This window comes from Mycobacterium sp. DBP42 (assembly GCF_005924235.1).
GTDB classification, from domain to species: domain Bacteria; phylum Actinomycetota; class Actinomycetes; order Mycobacteriales; family Mycobacteriaceae; genus Mycobacterium; species Mycobacterium syngnathidarum.
Window position 1 is genome coordinate 190,354 of sequence record NZ_VCMY01000003.1, and the last position, 17,044, is coordinate 207,397.

18 protein-coding genes and 1 pseudogene are annotated in these 17,044 nt (G+C 65.3%); 11 read left to right on the forward strand and 8 right to left on the reverse strand.

Annotated features, from left to right (window positions below; translation table 11 throughout):
* Nucleotides 1-3: 3 nt before the first annotated feature.
* The 10 genes and pseudogenes from rplC to rpsQ all read left to right on the forward strand — a co-directional run bounded on the left by rplC (nucleotide 4) and on the right by rpsQ (nucleotide 5,086).
* Nucleotides 4-678, forward strand: a complete 675-nt coding sequence (gene rplC / locus E0T84_RS05090; RefSeq protein WP_070186343.1) for a 50S ribosomal protein L3 — start codon at nucleotides 4-6, stop codon at nucleotides 676-678.
* On the forward strand, nucleotides 678-1,343 hold the full coding sequence (gene rplD / locus E0T84_RS05095; RefSeq protein WP_138743966.1) for a 50S ribosomal protein L4: 666 nt from the start codon (nucleotides 678-680) through the stop codon (nucleotides 1,341-1,343). The genes rplC and rplD overlap by 1 nt, the downstream gene beginning before the upstream one ends.
* A complete protein-coding gene (gene rplW / locus E0T84_RS05100; protein ID WP_070186341.1) occupies nucleotides 1,343-1,645 on the forward strand; it encodes a 50S ribosomal protein L23 in 303 nt (100 codons plus the stop codon). The genes rplD and rplW overlap by 1 nt, the downstream gene beginning before the upstream one ends.
* A 29-nt stretch (nucleotides 1,646-1,674) precedes the next feature.
* Entirely contained in the window at nucleotides 1,675-2,511 is an 837-nt protein-coding gene (gene rplB / locus E0T84_RS05105; protein ID WP_070186340.1) for a 50S ribosomal protein L2, read from the forward strand.
* A gap of 21 nt (nucleotides 2,512-2,532) precedes the next feature.
* Nucleotides 2,533-2,814 (forward strand): 30S ribosomal protein S19, encoded by a 282-nt coding sequence (gene rpsS / locus E0T84_RS05110; RefSeq protein ID WP_003883480.1) that lies wholly within the window; start codon nucleotides 2,533-2,535, stop codon nucleotides 2,812-2,814.
* Nucleotides 2,811-3,278 (forward strand): annotated as a pseudogene (gene rplV / locus E0T84_RS05115) (50S ribosomal protein L22); the annotation flags it as partial. The gene rpsS and the pseudogene rplV, both read left to right, overlap by 4 nt.
* A gap of 14 nt (nucleotides 3,279-3,292) precedes the next feature.
* Complete coding sequence (gene rpsC, locus E0T84_RS05120) at nucleotides 3,293-4,138, forward strand: 30S ribosomal protein S3 (protein WP_070186338.1); 846 nt, start codon at nucleotides 3,293-3,295, stop codon at nucleotides 4,136-4,138.
* Between the two features lie 2 nt (nucleotides 4,139-4,140).
* Entirely contained in the window at nucleotides 4,141-4,557 is a 417-nt protein-coding gene (rplP, locus tag E0T84_RS05125; protein ID WP_070186337.1) for a 50S ribosomal protein L16, read from the forward strand.
* Complete coding sequence (rpmC, locus tag E0T84_RS05130) at nucleotides 4,557-4,790, forward strand: 50S ribosomal protein L29 (protein WP_070186336.1); 234 nt, start codon at nucleotides 4,557-4,559, stop codon at nucleotides 4,788-4,790. Before rplP ends, rpmC begins: the two co-directional genes overlap by 1 nt.
* Nucleotides 4,790-5,086, forward strand: a complete 297-nt coding sequence (gene rpsQ, locus E0T84_RS05135) for a 30S ribosomal protein S17 (RefSeq protein ID WP_070186335.1) — start codon at nucleotides 4,790-4,792, stop codon at nucleotides 5,084-5,086. Before rpmC ends, rpsQ begins: the two co-directional genes overlap by 1 nt.
* 66 nt (nucleotides 5,087-5,152) lie before the next feature.
* On the opposite strand, the gene E0T84_RS05140 is transcribed toward rpsQ, so the two are convergent.
* The 6 genes from E0T84_RS05140 to E0T84_RS05165 all read right to left on the reverse strand — a co-directional run bounded on the left by E0T84_RS05140 (nucleotide 5,153) and on the right by E0T84_RS05165 (nucleotide 13,933).
* Nucleotides 5,153-7,513, reverse strand: coding sequence for an arylsulfatase (locus E0T84_RS05140; RefSeq protein ID WP_070186361.1), 2,361 nt, complete (start codon nucleotides 7,511-7,513; stop codon nucleotides 5,153-5,155).
* A gap of 163 nt (nucleotides 7,514-7,676) precedes the next feature.
* On the reverse strand, nucleotides 7,677-8,480 hold the full coding sequence (locus E0T84_RS05145; protein WP_070186334.1) for an SDR family NAD(P)-dependent oxidoreductase: 804 nt from the start codon (nucleotides 8,478-8,480) through the stop codon (nucleotides 7,677-7,679).
* A gap of 13 nt (nucleotides 8,481-8,493) precedes the next feature.
* Entirely contained in the window at nucleotides 8,494-9,243 is a 750-nt protein-coding gene (locus E0T84_RS05150; protein WP_138743967.1) for an SDR family NAD(P)-dependent oxidoreductase, read from the reverse strand.
* The gene (locus E0T84_RS05155; protein ID WP_138743968.1) at nucleotides 9,240-10,658 is read right to left on the reverse strand and encodes an NAD(P)/FAD-dependent oxidoreductase; all 1,419 of its coding nucleotides are present in this window, start codon (nucleotides 10,656-10,658) and stop codon (nucleotides 9,240-9,242) included. Before E0T84_RS05155 ends, E0T84_RS05150 begins: the two co-directional genes overlap by 4 nt.
* A complete protein-coding gene (locus tag E0T84_RS05160; protein ID WP_070186331.1) occupies nucleotides 10,655-12,430 on the reverse strand; it encodes a DUF3556 domain-containing protein in 1,776 nt (591 codons plus the stop codon). Before E0T84_RS05160 ends, E0T84_RS05155 begins: the two co-directional genes overlap by 4 nt.
* A gap of 33 nt (nucleotides 12,431-12,463) precedes the next feature.
* Nucleotides 12,464-13,933, reverse strand: coding sequence for a class I adenylate-forming enzyme family protein (locus tag E0T84_RS05165; protein ID WP_138743969.1), 1,470 nt, complete (start codon nucleotides 13,931-13,933; stop codon nucleotides 12,464-12,466).
* Nucleotides 13,934-14,087: 154 nt separating this feature from the next.
* On the opposite strand from E0T84_RS05165, the gene E0T84_RS05170 reads away from it, so the two are divergent.
* Nucleotides 14,088-15,392 carry a CdaR family transcriptional regulator gene (locus E0T84_RS05170; protein WP_070186329.1) on the forward strand — a complete coding sequence of 435 codons (1,305 nt, stop codon included), beginning with the start codon at nucleotides 14,088-14,090 and terminating at the stop codon, nucleotides 15,390-15,392.
* 3 nt (nucleotides 15,393-15,395) lie between these two features.
* Here E0T84_RS05170 and E0T84_RS32665 read toward each other — a convergent pair whose 3' ends face one another.
* Nucleotides 15,396-15,605, reverse strand: coding sequence for a ferredoxin (locus tag E0T84_RS32665; RefSeq protein WP_083284150.1), 210 nt, complete (start codon nucleotides 15,603-15,605; stop codon nucleotides 15,396-15,398).
* Nucleotides 15,602-16,954, reverse strand: a complete 1,353-nt coding sequence (locus tag E0T84_RS05180; RefSeq protein WP_159437524.1) for a cytochrome P450 — start codon at nucleotides 16,952-16,954, stop codon at nucleotides 15,602-15,604. The genes E0T84_RS32665 and E0T84_RS05180 overlap by 4 nt, the downstream gene beginning before the upstream one ends.
* Nucleotides 16,955-17,044: the final 90 nt, after the last annotated feature.

Below are 17,044 nucleotides of genomic sequence, written 5' to 3' on the forward strand. Positions count from 1 at the left end.
GAAATGGCTAACAGTGCTAGTTCTGCCGCTCCGCGGCGTGGCATTTTGGGCACCAAGCTGGGCATGACGCAGGTGTTCGATGAGAACAACAAAGTCGTCCCGGTGACGGTCGTGAAAGCCGGCCCCAACGTGGTGACCCTTATCCGCACCCCCGAGCGTGACGGCTACAGCGCCGTGCAGCTCGCCTATGGCGAGATCAGCCCGCGCAAGGTCAACAAGCCCGTCACCGGTCAGTACGCCGCCGCGGGTGTCAACCCGCGCCGCCACCTGGCCGAGCTGCGGGTCGACGAGGCCGCCGCCGCCGAGTACGAGGTGGGCCAGGAGCTGACCGCCGAGATCTTCGCCGACGGTGCTTACGTCGACGTGACCGGCACCAGCAAGGGCAAGGGCTTCGCCGGCACCATGAAGCGTCATGGCTTCGCCGGCCAGGGCGCCGCCCACGGTGCCCAGGCGGTGCACCGTCGTCCCGGCTCCATCGGTGGCTGCGCCACCCCGGGCCGCGTGTTCAAGGGCACCCGGATGTCGGGCCGCATGGGTAACGACCGGGTGACCACGCAGAACCTGAAGGTTCACAAGGTCGATGCCGAGAACGGCGTGCTGTTGATCAAGGGCGCCATCCCCGGACGCAACGGTGGTCTGGTGGTTGTCCGCAGCGCAATCAAGCGAGGCGAGAAGTAATGACTTTGAAGATTGACGTCAAGACCCCGGCCGGCAAGAAGGACGGCTCCATCGAGCTGCCCGCCGCGCTGTTCGACGTCGAACCCAACATTGCTCTGATGCACCAGGTCGTCAACGCTCAGTTGGCCGCCAAGCGCCAGGGCACCCACTCGACGAAGACCCGCGGTGAGGTCTCCGGTGGCGGCAAGAAGCCGTACCGGCAGAAGGGCACCGGCCGGGCGCGTCAGGGTTCGACCCGCGCACCGCAGTTCACCGGTGGTGGCATCGTCCACGGCCCGCAGCCGCGCGACTACAGCCAGCGGACCCCGAAGAAGATGATCGCCGCCGCCCTGCGCGGTGCGCTGTCGGACCGGGCCCGCAACGAGCGGATCCACGCGATCACCGAGCTGGTCGAGGGCCAGACCCCGTCGACCAAGAGCGCCAAGGCGTTCCTGGGCACGCTGGTTGCCGAGAACACGGCCAAAAGCAGGAAGGTTCTCGTCGTCATCGGCCGCACCGATGAGGTCGGCGCCCGCAGCGTTCGCAACCTGCCTGGTGTGCACGTGATCTCGCCGGATCAGCTGAACACCTACGACGTGCTCAACGCTGACGACGTGGTGTTCTCGGTCGAGGCTCTGAACGCCTACATCGAGGCCAACACGAAGAAAGAGGAGGTGTCGGCCTGATGGCTACCGTGACCGACCCCCGCGACATCATCCTGGCCCCGGTCATCTCGGAGAAGTCGTACGGGCTGATCGAGGACAACGTGTACACGTTCATCGTGCATCCGGACTCCAACAAGACGCAGATCAAGATCGCGATCGAGAAGATCTTCGACGTCAAGGTGAGCTCGGTGAACACCGCCAACCGGCAGGGCAAGCGCAAGCGCACCCGCTCGGGCTTCGGCAAGCGCAAGGACACCAAGCGCGCCATCGTCACCCTGGCCGCCGGCAGCAAGCCGATCGACCTGTTCGGAGCCCCGGCGTAACGGCCGGGAACTAAGAGGATTTAACTGATATGGGAATTCGCAAGTACAAGCCGACGACCCCGGGTCGTCGCGGTGCCAGCGTCTCCGATTTCGCCGAGATCACTCGCTCGACTCCGGAGAAATCGCTGATTCGCCCGCTGCACGGCAAGGGTGGTCGTAACGCCCATGGCCGGATCACCACCCGGCACAAGGGTGGTGGCCACAAGCGCGCCTACCGCGTCATCGACTTCCGTCGTCACGACAAGGACGGCGTCGACGCCAAGGTCGCGCACATCGAGTACGACCCCAACCGCACGGCCAACATCGCGCTGCTCCACTTCCTGGACGGCGAGAAGCGCTACATCATCGCGCCGCAGGGCATCAAGCAGGGCGACGTGATCGAGTCGGGCGCCAACGCCGACATCAAGCCGGGCAACAACCTGCCGCTGCGCAACATCCCCGCCGGCACCGTGATCCACGCTGTGGAGCTGCGGCCCGGTGGCGGTGCCAAGCTGGCCCGCTCGGCCGGCGTGAGCATCCAGCTGCTGGGTAAGGAAGGCACCTACGCCTCGCTGCGTATGCCGTCCGGTGAGATCCGTCGCGTCGACGTGCGCTGCCGCGCCACCGTCGGCGAGGTCGGCAACGCCGAGCAGGCGAACATCAACTGGGGCAAGGCCGGCCGTATGCGGTGGAAGGGCAAGCGCCCGACCGTCCGTGGTGTCGTGATGAACCCGGTCGACCACCCGCACGGTGGTGGTGAAGGCAAGACCTCCGGTGGCCGTCACCCGGTCAGCCCGTGGGGCAAGCCCGAGGGCCGCACCCGCAAGCCCAACAAGCCGAGCGACAAGCTCATCGTCCGTCGCCGGCGCACCGGCAAGAAGCGCTAGGCCGCGGAAGGAGTAGCAGCGATGCCTCGTAGTCTTAAAAAGGGTCCGTTCGTCGACGACCATCTGCTCAAGAAGGTCGACGTTCAGAACGAGAAGAACACCAAGCAGGTCATCAAGACCTGGTCGCGTCGGTCGACCATCCTCCCCGACTTCATCGGGCATACGTTTGCGGTGCATGACGGCCGCAAGCATGTCCCGGTGTTCGTCACCGAGGCGATGGTCGGGCACAAGCTCGGCGAATTCGCCCCGACGCGCACCTTCAAGGGTCACATCAAGGACGACCGGAAGAGCAAGCGGCGATGAGTACCACAGTCAGCAATGTCATCGAATACCCGTCGGCAACCGCCAAGGCGCGCTTCGTGCGCGTCTCGGCCAGCAAGGCCCGCCGCGTCATCGATCTGGTCCGCGGCAAGAGCGTCGAGGAAGCCCTCGACATCTTGCGGTGGGCGCCGCAGGGTGCCAGCGAGCCGGTCGCCAAGGTGATCGCCAGCGCTGCCGCCAACGCGCAGAACAACGAGGGGCTGGACCCGACGACGCTGGTGGTTGCGACCATCACCGCCGACGAGGGCCCGACCGCCAAGCGCATCCGTCCGCGTGCCCAGGGGCGTGCGTTCCGGATCCGCAAGCGCACCAGCCACATCACCGTGATCGTGGAGAGCCGTCCGCCCAAGAGCAACGGAGGCGCGGGTACATCTACCTCGGCGCGTAGCCGTCGTGCTCAGGGCAGCAAGGCTTCCGCTGCCGCGAAGGCCACGGCCGAGACGAAGGGAGGCTCGGAGTAGTGGGCCAGAAGATCAATCCCCACGGTTTCCGGCTCGGTATCACCACCGAGTGGAAGTCCCGCTGGTACGCCGACAAGCAGTACTCGGACTATGTGAAGGAAGACGTCGCCATCCGGCGTCTGCTGGCCACTGGTCTGGAGCGCGCCGGTATCGCCGATGTGGAGATCGAGCGCACCCGGGACCGGGTCCGCGTTGACATCCACACCGCGCGTCCCGGCATCGTCATCGGCCGCCGCGGCACCGAGGCCGACCGTATCCGCGCCGACCTGGAGAAGCTGACCGGTAAGCAGGTTCAGCTCAACATCCTTGAGGTGAAGAACCCTGAGTCGCAGGCTCAGCTCGTCGCCCAGGGTGTTGCCGAGCAGCTGAGCAACCGCGTGGCGTTCCGTCGCGCGATGCGCAAGGCGATCCAGTCGGCCATGCGTCAGCCGAACGTCAAGGGCATCCGGGTGCAGTGCTCGGGCCGCCTCGGCGGTGCTGAGATGAGCCGGTCGGAGTTCTACCGCGAGGGTCGGGTTCCGCTGCACACGCTGCGCGCGGACATCGACTACGGCCTCTACGAGGCCAAGACCACCTTCGGCCGGATCGGTGTGAAGGTGTGGATTTACAAGGGCGACATCGTCGGTGGCAAGCGTGAGCTCACCGCCGCCGCGCCGGCCAGTGACCGGCCGCGTCGTGAGCGTCCGTCGGGCACCCGGCCGCGTCGTAGTGGTGCCTCGGGCACCACGGCGACGAGCACCGAGGCCGGCCGCGCCGCGACCGGTGACGATGCACCGGCCGCAACCGAGGCCGCGGCTGCTTCGGCTGGGTCTGATTCCGGCAAGCCGGAAGCAACGGAGAACTAATCATGCTGATTCCCCGCAAGGTCAAGCACCGCAAGCAGCATCACCCACGGCAGCGTGGCATCGCCAGCGGCGGCACGTCGGTGAGCTTCGGTGACTACGGCATCCAGGCACTGGAGCACGCCTACATCACCAACCGGCAGATCGAGTCCGCTCGTATCGCCATCAACCGGCACATCAAGCGTGGCGGCAAGGTGTGGATCAACATCTTCCCGGACCGTCCGCTGACCAAGAAGCCGGCCGAAACCCGCATGGGTTCCGGCAAGGGTTCGCCGGAGTGGTGGGTCGCCAACGTCAAGCCCGGTCGTGTGCTCTTCGAGCTCAGCTACCCGGACGAGAAGACCGCCCGGGACGCCCTTACCAGGGCGATCCACAAGTTGCCGATCAAGGCACGCATCGTGACTCGAGAGGAGCAGTTCTGATGGCAGTGGGAACTACGCCTGGTGAACTGCGCGAACTGTCCGACAGCGAGTTGACGGACAAGCTGCGCGAGTCGAAGGAAGAGCTGTTCAACCTGCGCTTCCAGATGGCGACCGGTCAGCTGGCCAACAACCGTCGGCTGCGCACTGTGCGCCAGGAGATCGCACGGGTCTACACCGTGCTGCGTGAACGTGAGTTGGGTCTGGCTTCCGGGCCCGGAGGTGAGGAAAGCTAATGGCGGAGACTAAGGGCCCCAAGCACACTCCGCGCACCGAGGAGACCCGTGGCCGTCGCAAGACCGCCATCGGCTACGTGGTGAGCGACAAGATGCAGAAGACCATCGTGGTCGAGCTGGAAGATCGCAAGAGCCACGCGCTCTACGGCAAGATCATCCGGACCACGAAGAAGGTCAAGGCGCACGACGAGAACGGTGACGCCGGTATCGGCGACCGCGTCTCGCTGATGGAGACCCGGCCGCTGTCGGCCTCCAAGCGCTGGCGCCTGGTCGAGGTGCTGGAGAAGGCCAAGTAGCCTTCTCCGCGCGAGCAGACGCAAATGTCCCCCAAACCTTCGGGTTTGGGGGACATTTGCGTCTGCTCAGTCCAATTTGGTGGCCATTTCGAGGCGGTCCATACCCGAGGGTTCGTCGTGGTCGCCGAACGTGAACGTCACCGACTCGAACCTTCCGGTGAACGGGAACGGCGCCTTGTCGGCATAGTCGTCACAGACCGGTGAGACGTTGTCCATGCCGACGTCGAAGCATTCGGTGCCGCAGCGCTGCGGCACCTGTCGCTCTACGCGGGTCTGCGCGGCCTGGTTGCCGTCGACGGACACCGTTACCGATGCAGGTGACCCCGGTTGGGGGCCGTCCGGGGTGAAGTCGACTGTGATGACGTGTTTACCGGGGACCAGCGGTTCCTCGGCCGCCGCGTCATAGCGTTGGAGGCCGAAATAGTTGTAGTGGTAGCGAACTTTGCCTTCCCACAAGAACAATGCGAATCCTGCGGCATCACCGCCGAGGGCAGCCAGGACGCCCTCGGCCCCACCCTCGGGAATCTCGACGGGCACCGTGATCCGGTGCGGGACTCCGACCATCTTCGGCGCCGACCCTTCGGGCAGCCGGATCATGCCCGGGTGGAAGGTGACCTCCTTGCGGCCGGTGAAGAAGCTCGGCCGCAGGGTGACGTCGAGGCGTTCGGCGAACCGGTCGTCGATGGGCAGCACGTTGTACTTGGCCGCCTCGGCCAGGAACATGTCCTGCAACTCTTTGAGTTTGGCCGGTTCCTGCTCGGCCAGGTCCACCGATTCGCTGAAATCCTCGGCGATGTTGTACAACTCCCACTTGTCGTCGTCGTAGGAGAAGGTGCCCGCGGTCTCCCACGGCAGCCGGCCGTGCCGCACACAGGCGATCCAGCCGTCGTGATACATGGCCCGGTTGCCCATCATCTCGAAGTACTGCTTGTCTCGGGTGCTCTTGGCTGCGCCGTCGGCGAATGAGTACGCGAAGCTGACGCCTTCGATGGGACGCTGGATGTAGCCGTTGACCTCGACCGGTTCGCGGACTCCGACCACCTCCAAAAGGGTGGGCAGCACATCGATCACGTGATGGAACTGGGAGCGCACCGCTCCGTGCTCGGAGATCTTGTCCGGCCAGGACACGATCATGCTGTTGCGGGTGCCGCCGAAGTGCGAGGCCACCTGTTTGGTCCACTGGAACGGGGTGTCACCGGCGTGCGCCCAACCCACGGCGTAGTGCGGGGACGTCCCGGGCAGTCCCCAGTTGTCGATGAAACGTAGCGATTCCTCGATCGACGGCTGCTGACCGTTGAGGCTCATCAGCTCGTTCGGTGTGCCGATCAACGAGCCCTCGCCCGATGAGCCGTTGTCGCCGAGGATGTAGATGACGATGGTGTTGTCGAGCTCGCCGATCTTCTCGATCGCATCGACGACGCGGCCGACCTCGTAATCGGTGTGTTCCAGGAAGTCGGCGAAGTTCTCGGCCTGGCGGGCGAACAAAGCCCGATGTTCGGCGGGCTGGCTGTCCCATGAGGGGATCTGGTCTGGGCGCTCGGTCAGCTGGGTGCCGGCCGGACTGATCCCCATGTCGAGCTGGTTTTGATGGACGGTCTTGCGGTATTCGTCCCAGCCCATGTCGAAGCGGCCCTTGTTGCGTCCGCGCCAGTCCAACGGAGGCTGGTGCGGCGCGTGCGCCGCACCCGTCGAGAAGTATCCGAAGAACGGCCGGTCTGGGGCGATGGTCTTCTGAGCCTGGATCCAGGCGATCGCGTCGTCAGCGAGGTCGCGCTGCAGTTGATATCCGTCCTGGGGCCGCGCGGGTGGCTCCACCGGGGTGGTGTTGCGGATCAGCGACGGATAGAACTGATCCGTCTCGCCGGAGATGAAACCGTAGAAATAATCGAAACCCTGGTTGGTGGGCCAATTGTCGAACGGTCCGGCCGGGCTGGTCTGGTTGTCGGGGACATTGTGGTTCTTGCCCCACCAGGCGCAGGTGTAGCCGGCTTGTTTGAGCAGCTCGCCCATGGTCGCGCAGCTTTTGGGGATGATGCCGCAGTAGCCCGGATAGCCGGTGGCCATCTCCTGGATGACGCCGGTGGCCACCGAGTGGTGGTTGCGTCCGGTCAACAGCGCGGCACGGGTGGGTGAACACAGTGCGGTGGTGTGGAACTGGTTGTAGAACAAGCCGCGCTTGTGCAGGCGCTCGGCTGTCGGCATCCGGACCAAACCGCCGTTGACGCTCGGCCAGCCGAAGCCGACATCGTCGAGCAGGACGAGAAGGATATTGGGTGCGCCTGCCGGGGCCTGACGCACCGGCGGGAAATCCGGAGTCGAGTCCTGCGCGTAGAGGTTGATCGTGGCGTTGGGGAATGTCCACTCCGGCTCCGGCAGGTGATAGCGATCGAGATGCAGCGGGAATTCGGAACTGCGGTCATCAGCCATGATCACGATGGTGTCACGACGGTTGCCGATTCGCCAGGATTGAGCACCAAAAATGCTGTGCTGGTAGACAATTGCCCATAATGGCGGGCCCCGTAGTGATTCCGGGCGACGAGCGCTATCTGTGGCCAATGTACACGCTGGGCCGGCCTGTCACGGATGATTCTCAGATGAGGCTCGCGGTCAAACCGCCGTCGACGACGTACCCGGACCCGGTGCAGAACGACGACCGGTCACCGGCAAGGAACAGAGCCACTGCGGCAACATCTTTCACGTCGACATAGCCGCCCTGCGCCTGGGCGATCACGGCATCGAAGTCCACCCCGAGCGTCTCGGTGTAAGCCTGCTTGTTCCCGCTGACCAGAGCGGTCTCAGCGAAGCCCGGAAGGATGGAGTTCACCCGGATGCCATGCGGTCGCAGTTCCAGCGCAGCGGTTTTGGTCAAGTTGACCACCGCTGCCTTTGCCGCACCGTAGTGCCCGACCAGCGGTGTGCCACACAGGGCGGTGACCGAACCCATGGTGATGATCGAACCCGGCGCGCCGCCGGCCAGCATCGCCCGCGCGGCATGCTTGACGGTGAGGAACACGCCGTCGAGATTGACCGACATCATGGTCCGCCACTTTTCGAACGACATTTCGGTCAATGGTGACACCGTGGCGATCCCGGCGTTGGCCACCACAATGTCGACCTGCCCGTGGAGTTCGAGGGTGTGGTCGATCAGCTGGGACACGCTGTCCTCGCTGCGGACATCACACGCGTGCGCCGTAGCGTCCGGCAACTGTCCGGCTGCTTCGGTGGCGGCCGCACGGTCGATGTCGGAGACCATCACTTTGGCGCCGTGGGTGGCATACGTTCGCGCGATCTCGAGGCCGATGCCGCGGGCGGCGCCGGTGACGATCGCGACCTTGCCCGCCAAGGATTGGTCGGTCGCCTGGGCACGGTCGAGGGTATGGGTGTGCTGTGTCATGAATGTGCTCCTTTCAGAATAGGTTTGCGGTCAGGCCGCCGTCGACCAGGTAGTGGCCGCCGGTGATGAACTCGGCGTCCGAGGAGGCGAGGAAGGCCACCATCTCGGCGACGTCGACCGGTGCGCCGAAACGGCCCTGTTTGAGGGCGATGAGATCGTCGAACGGGATCGGTGAGATGGCCTCGATCGGGGCGGCCAGTCGGTCGGCCATCTCGGTGGCCACGATGCCCGGGCAGACCGCGTTGACGCGAATACCGGCGGTGCGCAGTTCGACGGCGGCCGATTCGGTGAACCGGACCACCGCACCCTTGGACGCACAATAGGCCGACAGCAGCGGGCCGCCTGCGGTGCCGGCCACCGAGGCCATGTTGACGATCGCCGCGCCACCGGCCTGGCCCAGAGCGGGCACGGCGGCCCTGGTGAACCGGAAGGTGCCGACGACGTTGATGTCGAGGATCCGGGTGAACTCCTCGTCGGTGATGTCGAGTACCGGTTTGGCGATCTCGATGCCGGCGTTGTTGACCAGCAGATCGAGCCCACCGAAGGCATCGACGGCAGCTGCGACGGCCGCGGTCGAGCGGACGTCGCAGGCAATGCCGATACAGCCGTCGCCCAGCTCGGCGGCTGCGGACCGGGCTCCGTCGCCGTCGATGTCGGCGATGGCCACCCGCGCACCGCCGGCCACCAGGCGCTGGGCGATCGCGAGGCCGATGCCGCGTGCGGCACCGGAGACGATCGCGCGCCGATTCGTCAGGTCATTCATCGAGATACCTCCTGGTGGTGGGTCAGTTTGGTCTGTGCGGATCGCGCCGCGTGGTACCCGCACATGCCGTGGGCTCCGGGGCCCGGAGGCGTTGCGGCAGAACAGATGTAGTGGCCGGGAAGGCCGGTTGAATACGGTGACAAGGTGATTCGTGGCCCGAAGGTCAACTGCCGGATGTCTTTGGCGCCGGTCATGATGTCGCCGCCGGCGTAGTTGGCGTTGTAGTCGGCCATCGCCACCGTGGATCGCGTCGTGTGGTCGAGGATCCGATCGCGGAACCCCGGAGCGAACCGCTCTATTTGCGCGATGATCGCCTCGGTGGCGTTTCCGGTGTAACCGTTGGGCACGTGCGCATAGCTCCATACCGGGTGCACGTCGCCGACGGAGCGTTGCGGGTCGGCCAGATATTGCTGGCCGACCAGGACGAAAGGCCGATCCGGCAGCCGGCCGGCGTGGATGGCGCGTTCGGTGGAGACGACCTCTTCGAAGGATCCCCCCAGGTGTACGGTGCCGGCTCGGTGCGCATCCGGATTGCGCCACGGGACTCCGCCCTGGACGGCGAAATCGACTTTGAAGGCACCCGGTCCGCGCCGGAAATTGCGGTACGCACGGGATACCCGCCGCGGTAGGCGGTCTCCGAGAATCTGTGCGACGGCCTCGGGCGCGAGGTCGAACATTGTGATCTCCGAGGGTGGTAACTGGTTTGCCGCGCTGACCCGAACACCGGTCTCGATGCTGCCGCCGAGTCGGGTCAGCTCGGCAGCCATCGCGGTCGCGATCGCACCGGAGCCGCCGGCGGCGACCGCCCAGCCGTGCCGGTGGCCCGCGGTCAGGATGCCCAGTCCGATCGCGGAGGTCATCGGCAGGTGCAGGGGCCGGAACGCATGGGCGGCGACTCCGCCGAACAGTGCCTTGGCTGCCTCGGAGCGGAACACCCGCGCCAGGGCGGTCGCGGGCAACACCGTCGGAGCGCCGAACCGGGCCAGGGCCAGTGGGTGCCGCGGCATTCGCAGCAGCGGGCCCATGATGTCCTGCGAGAGTGCGTCGAAATCGGCTGCGGGACCGCTGAACAGGGTCCGCCACCGCGAGCCGTCGATGCCGAGTCCGGCGGCAGTGTCCTCGACCGAGCGGTGCAGCACGCCGGCCGTGCCGTCGTCGAGCGGATGCACGCAGTCGAGTTCCGGCCACCGCCACTGGATGCCGAGGTCGGCCAGCAGCGGTGAGCCGACGGCCATCGGGTGGATCGCCGAACAGTGGTCGTGCAGCAGGCCTGGCAACAGGGCTTCGCTGCTGCGGGTGCCCCCACCGATCTGGTCGGCGGCTTCGAGCACCGTGACCGTAATGCCCGCGCGGGCCAGGGTGAGGGCCGCGGCGAGCCCGTTGGGCCCGCTGCCGACCACTGTCGCGGTGCTCACGCCAGTGCCCCGTGCCGATCATTGCGCGACCAGGTGACCTGCGTCGGGATCGGACCGTTGGGCAGCCAGGGCTGTTCGGCCACCGCGTCAGCGACGTTCCAGGTGCCGCGTTCGATCACGCCGAGGGCCGCATCGATCAGCTTGTAGTGCTGCACCTTGCTGCCCCAGGCTTGAGATTCCACCCAGGCCACGATCAGCTCGCCGGGCTCGAACTGAGCTTCGCGCTGGACTGCCTTGATCATGTTCTCGTCGTGCAGGTGCCCGTCGCCGAAGTTGAACCCGATCAGGGAATTGCAGGTGAACTCCGCTTCGCGCACGGTTCGGGAGTCGATGTCCGGCAACGAGTTCAGCAGCACCGAGAACAGGCCCCGGCCCTGACTGTGCATCGTGCGCCAGGCGATCGGCTGGTTCATCGTGACCTCGGCCCACTCGGGCTCGTAGCCGAACGCGACGAACTGGTCCACCGTGTTGCGTGCCGACCGCGTGACCCGGTTCAGTTTGGCCTCGGCGCCCGGAGTGAAAGTCCAGGTGGCGCTGGCCCAGTTGCCCGCGTACTGACGCATGGACGGCAGGAAGGAGACCTTGTCCGGCCGGAAGTTACCCAGAATGGGGAAGAACGCCAGCGCCGCAACGATGGCTGCGGTCAACCACGGCGAGGACATGTCGGTCACTGCATAGCCGTCCCACGCGGGGAATCCGGCGAACAGGAACACCGAGGCGTAGGCGAACAGGACATTCCACTCCAGCGGCACGGCCAGCGGGAAGGTCGACACGATGAACAGGTGGAAGCACACCATGAGGACGACGGCTGCCAGCGTGAGCGCCTTGTTCGTGGAGAAGAGCAGGGTCAGGGGCGCGAGAATCTCCACCGTGGTGCCCAGCACGTGGGCCATCACGTCGGCGACCCGGGACGGGCGCAAGTCGTGCGGAAAGTCGCGGTAATGCGCGCGTTTGACCCATTTGGACGGGATCAACGGACTGTTGCTCACCATCGGCGGGATGACGTTGGAGAAATGTTTGCCGAACTTCGAGATCCCGGCGCCGACCCAGACCACCACGATCAGCAGCTTCAGCGCGATGATCATGTCGACGAACGGCAATACGGTGAAGAAGAACAGCGCAGGCAGGTACTGCTCACCGCGGGCGCCGAGGAATATGGTCTTGTCCCGCAGGCCGATCGCCACCAGCAGCACCATGGGAGCGATCAGCAGCGCCGGGTTGACCAGACCGGAAGTGTTGTCCGGCAAAACCTTCGACAGCGACTCACTGGGAATCCCGGGGAGCACGAGCGCTACGGTCAACGTCGCCAACAGCCCCAGATAGATCGCGACGTCGCACCAGGTGCGCCGGTCGCCGGCGGTGAACGGAACCCGCTTGTACGGGCGCAGCCGGATCGTGCCCGGCCGAGCCCAGAACAAGATACCGCCGGTCATCGGCTTCACCTTGCCGGCCAGTGGCCCCCAGGATCCGGCCACACCGATGGCCTCCAGCAGTACCGTCCACAGTATGGCTTTCTGATAGACGATCGGCTGGTTCCACCACTGTGAAACATGCCAGAAGGCAGGCAGGTCCGAGGTGACGGTGGCGACGATGACGCCGCCGAGCGCGTAGAAGAAGATGAGTTTGGCGATGTAGATGGTGTGCACCATCGTCGGTGAGCCGAAGCCGTGCTCGACCCAGTTGACCGACAAGATTCGCATCCGTTCCATCAACGGCTTGCCGAGGAACTCCTGGGGGTCGACCGCGGGTAGGTCGGGTTGTGTGAATCCCATTGTCAAATCTCCTGTTTCGGTGGGATAAGTCGGTCAGACCGGGTGGGTGACGGTGGCGGTGCGCTTGCGCAGGGCCGGCTTGTCGATCTTGCCGACAGCGTTCTTGGGTAGCTCGTCGAGAATGGTGATCTCCACGGGGCGTTTGTATTTCGACAGTGCCGCGGCGAGGTGTTCACGCACCTGATCGGCCTCGATGATGCTGCCCGGCGTGGTGGTCACGAACATCACGGGCTGCTCGCCGTACAGGGGGTCGGGCCTGCCGACAACTGCTGCCTCGGCGATACCGGGGAACCGGTAGGCGACCGTTTCGATCTCCTTGGGGTAGATGTTCTCGCCACCGCGGATGATCATGTCTTTCGCGCGGTCGACGAGGACCAGGTAGCCGTCCTCGTCGAGGCGGCCGATGTCGCCCGTGTGCAGCCAGCCGCCGGCGACCGTCTTGGCGGTCTCCTCAGGCCGGTTCAGATAGCCCCGCATGACATTGGGGCCTGCGATCAGCACCTCGCCCAACTCGCCCTGCGGCACCGAGTTGCCGTCGGTGTCGGCGATTCGGATGGTCTGTCCCGGTAGCGGCGGGCCGACGGTGCCGGGCTTGCGCTTGCCGTGCAACGGATTTCCGGTGCTCGCGCATGACCCCTCGGACAGCCCATATCCCTCGATGATGGGTACGCCGTAGCGGCTCTCGAACTTCTCGAGCAGTTCCGCGCTGGCCGGTGCCGCCCCGCACACGGCGAACCGCAGTGTGGAGGTATCGGGTTCCTGCTCGGCCGGCAGGTTGGCCAGCATCGTGTAGATGGTCGGCACTGCCGAGAAGTACGTCGCGCGGCTGCCTTTGACCCGATCGAAGAAGCTCTTCGGGTCGAAACGGCCGGCGATGGTGGTGCGCCCGCCCGCCAGCAGGGGCGAAAGCGTGCTCACCACAATGCCGTTGACGTGAAAGAGCGGAAGAATCAGCAGGCTGTGGTCGGCGGCGGTGAGGTCGAAGGCGTTGATGATCATCTGGCACATCGCATCGAGATTCGAGTGGTCGAGCATCACGCCCTTGGGGCGACCGGTGGTGCCGCTGGTGTAGATCAGCAGTGCCAGGGCAGAGGCATCGCACACTGGTTCGGGATCCTGTGCATCCGGTTCCGAGGTGAGATCTCCCGTCGTGACGACCACGGCAGTCGCGCCGAGATCGACTGGTTCGGCGACGAGGAGAACCTTGGCGGCGGCGTCGCTCACCTGATAGGCGGCCTCGTCGGGCGACAGTGATGGATTCAGGGGAGTCACCGCCGCACCGACGCGCCAGGCGGCGAACAGCGTGACCACCAGATCGACGGTGTTGGGCAGCATCACTGCGACCACATCGCCCGACCGGACACCGTGGCTGCGCAGTGTCGAGGCGGCGCGGCGCACGGCGTCGAGGAACTCGGCGTTGCTCAGGGACGCGTGGTCGTCGTCGAGGCACGGTGCCTCGGGTGCCGCTGCGGCGCGGCGGTCGGGCAGGGAGGGCAGGTGCACGTTCGGTTCCTGGGAGGTCGTTGGTGGTGTGCCACAACGGTAGGAAGTGGTGACCCGTCTCACACCGTGGTGACGTCACGAAGATCGCCCATCGACTTGTATCGAGAATCCAAAAGTGTGCGCGGTGGCCGATTCAGGTGTTTACCGTTCAGGTATGAGTGCTGGGCAGGGTGGATCGGAAGCCCCTACAGGCACGGTGGCCGACATCGTGGACCGGTTGGGCGAGCGCAGCGGCGAGATCATCGGCGCCATCCAGCAGCATCTGGCCACCGAGATCGGTGAGTTGCGCGGCGACCCCCAATTGCTCGAACTGTTGGGCGCCAGCGTGGCCGGCAATGTCGAAACCGTTCTGGACGCGGTGCGCTACTCCATCGACATCGAACGGGTCGAACCGCCGACCGCGGCTCTGGAATACGCACGCCGCACCGCTCAGCACGGTGTCCCGGTTACCGCACTGGTTCGGGCTTACCGGTTGGGGCACCAGCAGATGCTGGACCACGTACTCAGGGAGATCCGCCGTGCGGGACTCGAGCCCGGACGTGCACTGGTCGCCTTCGAGACCATCAGCGGTGTCACGTTCCGCTACATCGACTGGATTTCGCAGCAGGTCATCGACGCCTATGAGGCCGAGCGTGAACGCTGGGTGGAGAACCGCAACAGTGTGCGCGCCGTTCGGGTGCGCGAGTTGCTCGAGATGGCGGAGGGCCAGCTTGGTCAGCTCGACATCGATGCGGCGAGCACAGCAATTCGCTATCCATTGCGGCGCACGCACCTCGCGTTGATCCTGTGGACAGACAGTGATGACACATCCGGTGGGGAGTTGCTGCGACTCGAGCGATTCGTACGCGAGCTCGCCGAAGCGATGGACCTGCCGGACGGAGCCTTGTTTGTCGCGGCAGACCGGGTCAGCGCGCACGGCTGGCTGGCGTTACCCGCGGCGCAGGCCGACGATGCGGTCGCCCGGGTGCGCCGATTCGTCGCCGACGGGGTCGATCCGCCGCGGTTGTCGGTCGGTAAACCCCTTGCGGGGCTGAGCGGATTCCGGCGATCGCATCGATTGGCGCGCATCGCCCAGCGGATCTCTGTTGCGGGTGACTCGGGCCGGCGATTCACCGCCGCCGATGAACCCGGTCTCGTGGCGACGGCGATGCTCGCAGAGGATCTGGGTCAAACCCGCGAGTGGGTGTGGGAAGCTTTGGGCGCGTTGGCCGGCAACACCGACAGCGACGCGCGCCTGCGCGACACCCTGCGGGTATTCCTGGGTGAGGGAGGCAGCTATAAGGCCGCGGCCGAGCGACTCAACTTGCACCACAACTCAGTTCGCTACCGTGTCGAACGAGCGATCGACCGACGTGGCCGTCCGATAGGCGAGGATCGCATCGACGTCGAGCTCGCACTGCTGACATGTCACTATTTCGGTGTTGCGGTATTGAAAGGTCCGGTGGAGGGGAACCGGTAGTGGTCACCTCCCGGTCATACTGATTGCGCCGGTGGGACAACGAGATATCACATCGTCCAGTGCGGTGCATCGCTCGACGACGGCCTGAAATGGCTGTGCGGTTCCGGTGTCGTTTAACTGGAAGAGCCCGGGGGCCAAGGCTATACAGGTGGTTGATCCGAGGCAGACCTCTGGGTCCACCGTGACCCGGACCGTGAGTGTCTCGGTGCTCATGCCGTGATGTCAGGTTCGGGCCGCTTGCGCAGGCTGACCTGCGCGCGGTCGTGCGGCAGGAGCAGAACGGTCTGCGATCGCTGGGCCTCGTCAGGTGCAGAGGACGGCACAAAGGCCATCTCCCGCAACAGTGTTCGCAGCAGAACGCGGGCTTCGAACTGGGCCATCTGCCCACCGAGGCAACGATTGATCCCGCCGCCGAACGGCAGCCAGTGGTACGGATCCGGCGTCGTGCCCAGGAAGCGTTCCGGCCGAAACTGATCCGGCTTCTCGTAGAGATCCGCCCGACGATGTATCCCGTTGATGTAAAGGAACACCATGGTTCCCCGGGGCAGGAAGACATCGTTGACGACGACGTCGCGCTGCACGGACCGGACGGTGAATGGCACGGTGGGCCGCAATCGCAGCGTCTCCGTGATCACGGCGTCGAGGTAAGAATCGTCGCCCGCGGTCTGCGTCTCCTCGAGCCGTCGCAACACTTCGGGGTGGCGCACGAGCCGTTCTGCCACCCAGGACAGTGTCGCCGCGGTCGTGTCGTAGCCGGCGACCAGTAGGAGACGTTGAAAGCCTGCGATCATCTCGTTGTCCAGCAGGCCTTCGTCGTCGGATTCTTGAATCTTGAGGAAGATGGACAGGCAGTCGCGCCGGTCTGCGTCCGCCTGTCCGGAACGCCGGTGTGCGATCTCCTCGTAGGTCACCTGGTCGAGGTTGTCGAGGATGCGTTGGAGGGCCGGATGCGGGAGCCAGCGTCCTCCCGATGCCATCGATGCGGCATAGCGCAGGGCGAGCCCGCGTGACGCGACGCACTGGTCGAGCTTCTCGAGCTGATGAACGAGCCGTGATCGGCGTTCGGGATCGGTGACTCCGAAAACGACCGATAGGATCACCTCGCGCGCCAGAGTGCGCATGTAGCTGTGGAATTGGATGGGGCGACCGGTCGGGAGATCCCGGAGCACATCGCGTGCGACGTCCTCCATGACCGGCTCGTATCCCTGTAGTGCCTTGCCCATGAACGCGGGCGCGATCTTTCGCCGTACCACGGTGTGGTCGTCGCTGGCCCACCACTCCATGATGCGGTCGCCGAACAAGAGTTCGTGCGGCGCCAGACGGCGCAATCCGGCGCCGAAAGACATTGCTCGGGATTGCTCCTTGAACACTGCCCGTACGTCGTCCGGCGACGTGGTCCAGAACATCTTGGGCAGCAGCGGCACATCCATGACAAACCTTTCACCGAGTTCGCTGAACTGCTGACGCGCCGCTTCGGGGGATCTCCACAAGGAGATCCAGCTGCCGAGGGAATGCGGGCGGGGGCGCGGCAGGTCGTCGAGCGTTTCCACTGGTCCGGTCATTGCATTGATGGTGCTCATCGGTACTCCCAAGATCGTTGTCGGCGTTGACCTGTTCCATCAATAGTACGCATACGTACTTTTGCAATACAA

Excerpts from the sequence above, each read along its gene's own strand:
- E0T84_RS32665 (WP_083284150.1), bottom strand. The coding sequence starts at position 15,605 with ATGAGCACCGAGACACTCACGGTCCGGGTCACGGTGGACCCAGAGGTC.
- rplB (WP_070186340.1), top strand. The coding sequence starts at position 1,675 with ATGGGAATTCGCAAGTACAAGCCGACGACCCCGGGTCGTCGCGGTGCC.
- rplP (WP_070186337.1), top strand. The coding sequence starts at position 4,141 with ATGCTGATTCCCCGCAAGGTCAAGCACCGCAAGCAGCATCACCCACGG.
- rpsS (WP_003883480.1), top strand. The coding sequence starts at position 2,533 with ATGCCTCGTAGTCTTAAAAAGGGTCCGTTCGTCGACGACCATCTGCTC.
- rplD (WP_138743966.1), top strand. The coding sequence starts at position 678 with ATGACTTTGAAGATTGACGTCAAGACCCCGGCCGGCAAGAAGGACGGC.
- E0T84_RS05160 (WP_070186331.1), bottom strand. The coding sequence starts at position 12,430 with ATGGGATTCACACAACCCGACCTACCCGCGGTCGACCCCCAGGAGTTC.
- E0T84_RS05140 (WP_070186361.1), bottom strand. The coding sequence starts at position 7,513 with ATGGCTGATGACCGCAGTTCCGAATTCCCGCTGCATCTCGATCGCTAT.
- E0T84_RS05145 (WP_070186334.1), bottom strand. The coding sequence starts at position 8,480 with ATGACACAGCACACCCATACCCTCGACCGTGCCCAGGCGACCGACCAA.
- rplC (WP_070186343.1), top strand. The coding sequence starts at position 4 with ATGGCTAACAGTGCTAGTTCTGCCGCTCCGCGGCGTGGCATTTTGGGC.
- rpsQ (WP_070186335.1), top strand. The coding sequence starts at position 4,790 with ATGGCGGAGACTAAGGGCCCCAAGCACACTCCGCGCACCGAGGAGACC.
- E0T84_RS05150 (WP_138743967.1), bottom strand. The coding sequence starts at position 9,243 with ATGAATGACCTGACGAATCGGCGCGCGATCGTCTCCGGTGCCGCACGC.
- E0T84_RS05180 (WP_159437524.1), bottom strand. The coding sequence starts at position 16,954 with ATGACCGGACCAGTGGAAACGCTCGACGACCTGCCGCGCCCCCGCCCG.
- E0T84_RS05170 (WP_070186329.1), top strand. The coding sequence starts at position 14,088 with ATGAGTGCTGGGCAGGGTGGATCGGAAGCCCCTACAGGCACGGTGGCC.
- rpmC (WP_070186336.1), top strand. The coding sequence starts at position 4,557 with ATGGCAGTGGGAACTACGCCTGGTGAACTGCGCGAACTGTCCGACAGC.
- rplW (WP_070186341.1), top strand. The coding sequence starts at position 1,343 with ATGGCTACCGTGACCGACCCCCGCGACATCATCCTGGCCCCGGTCATC.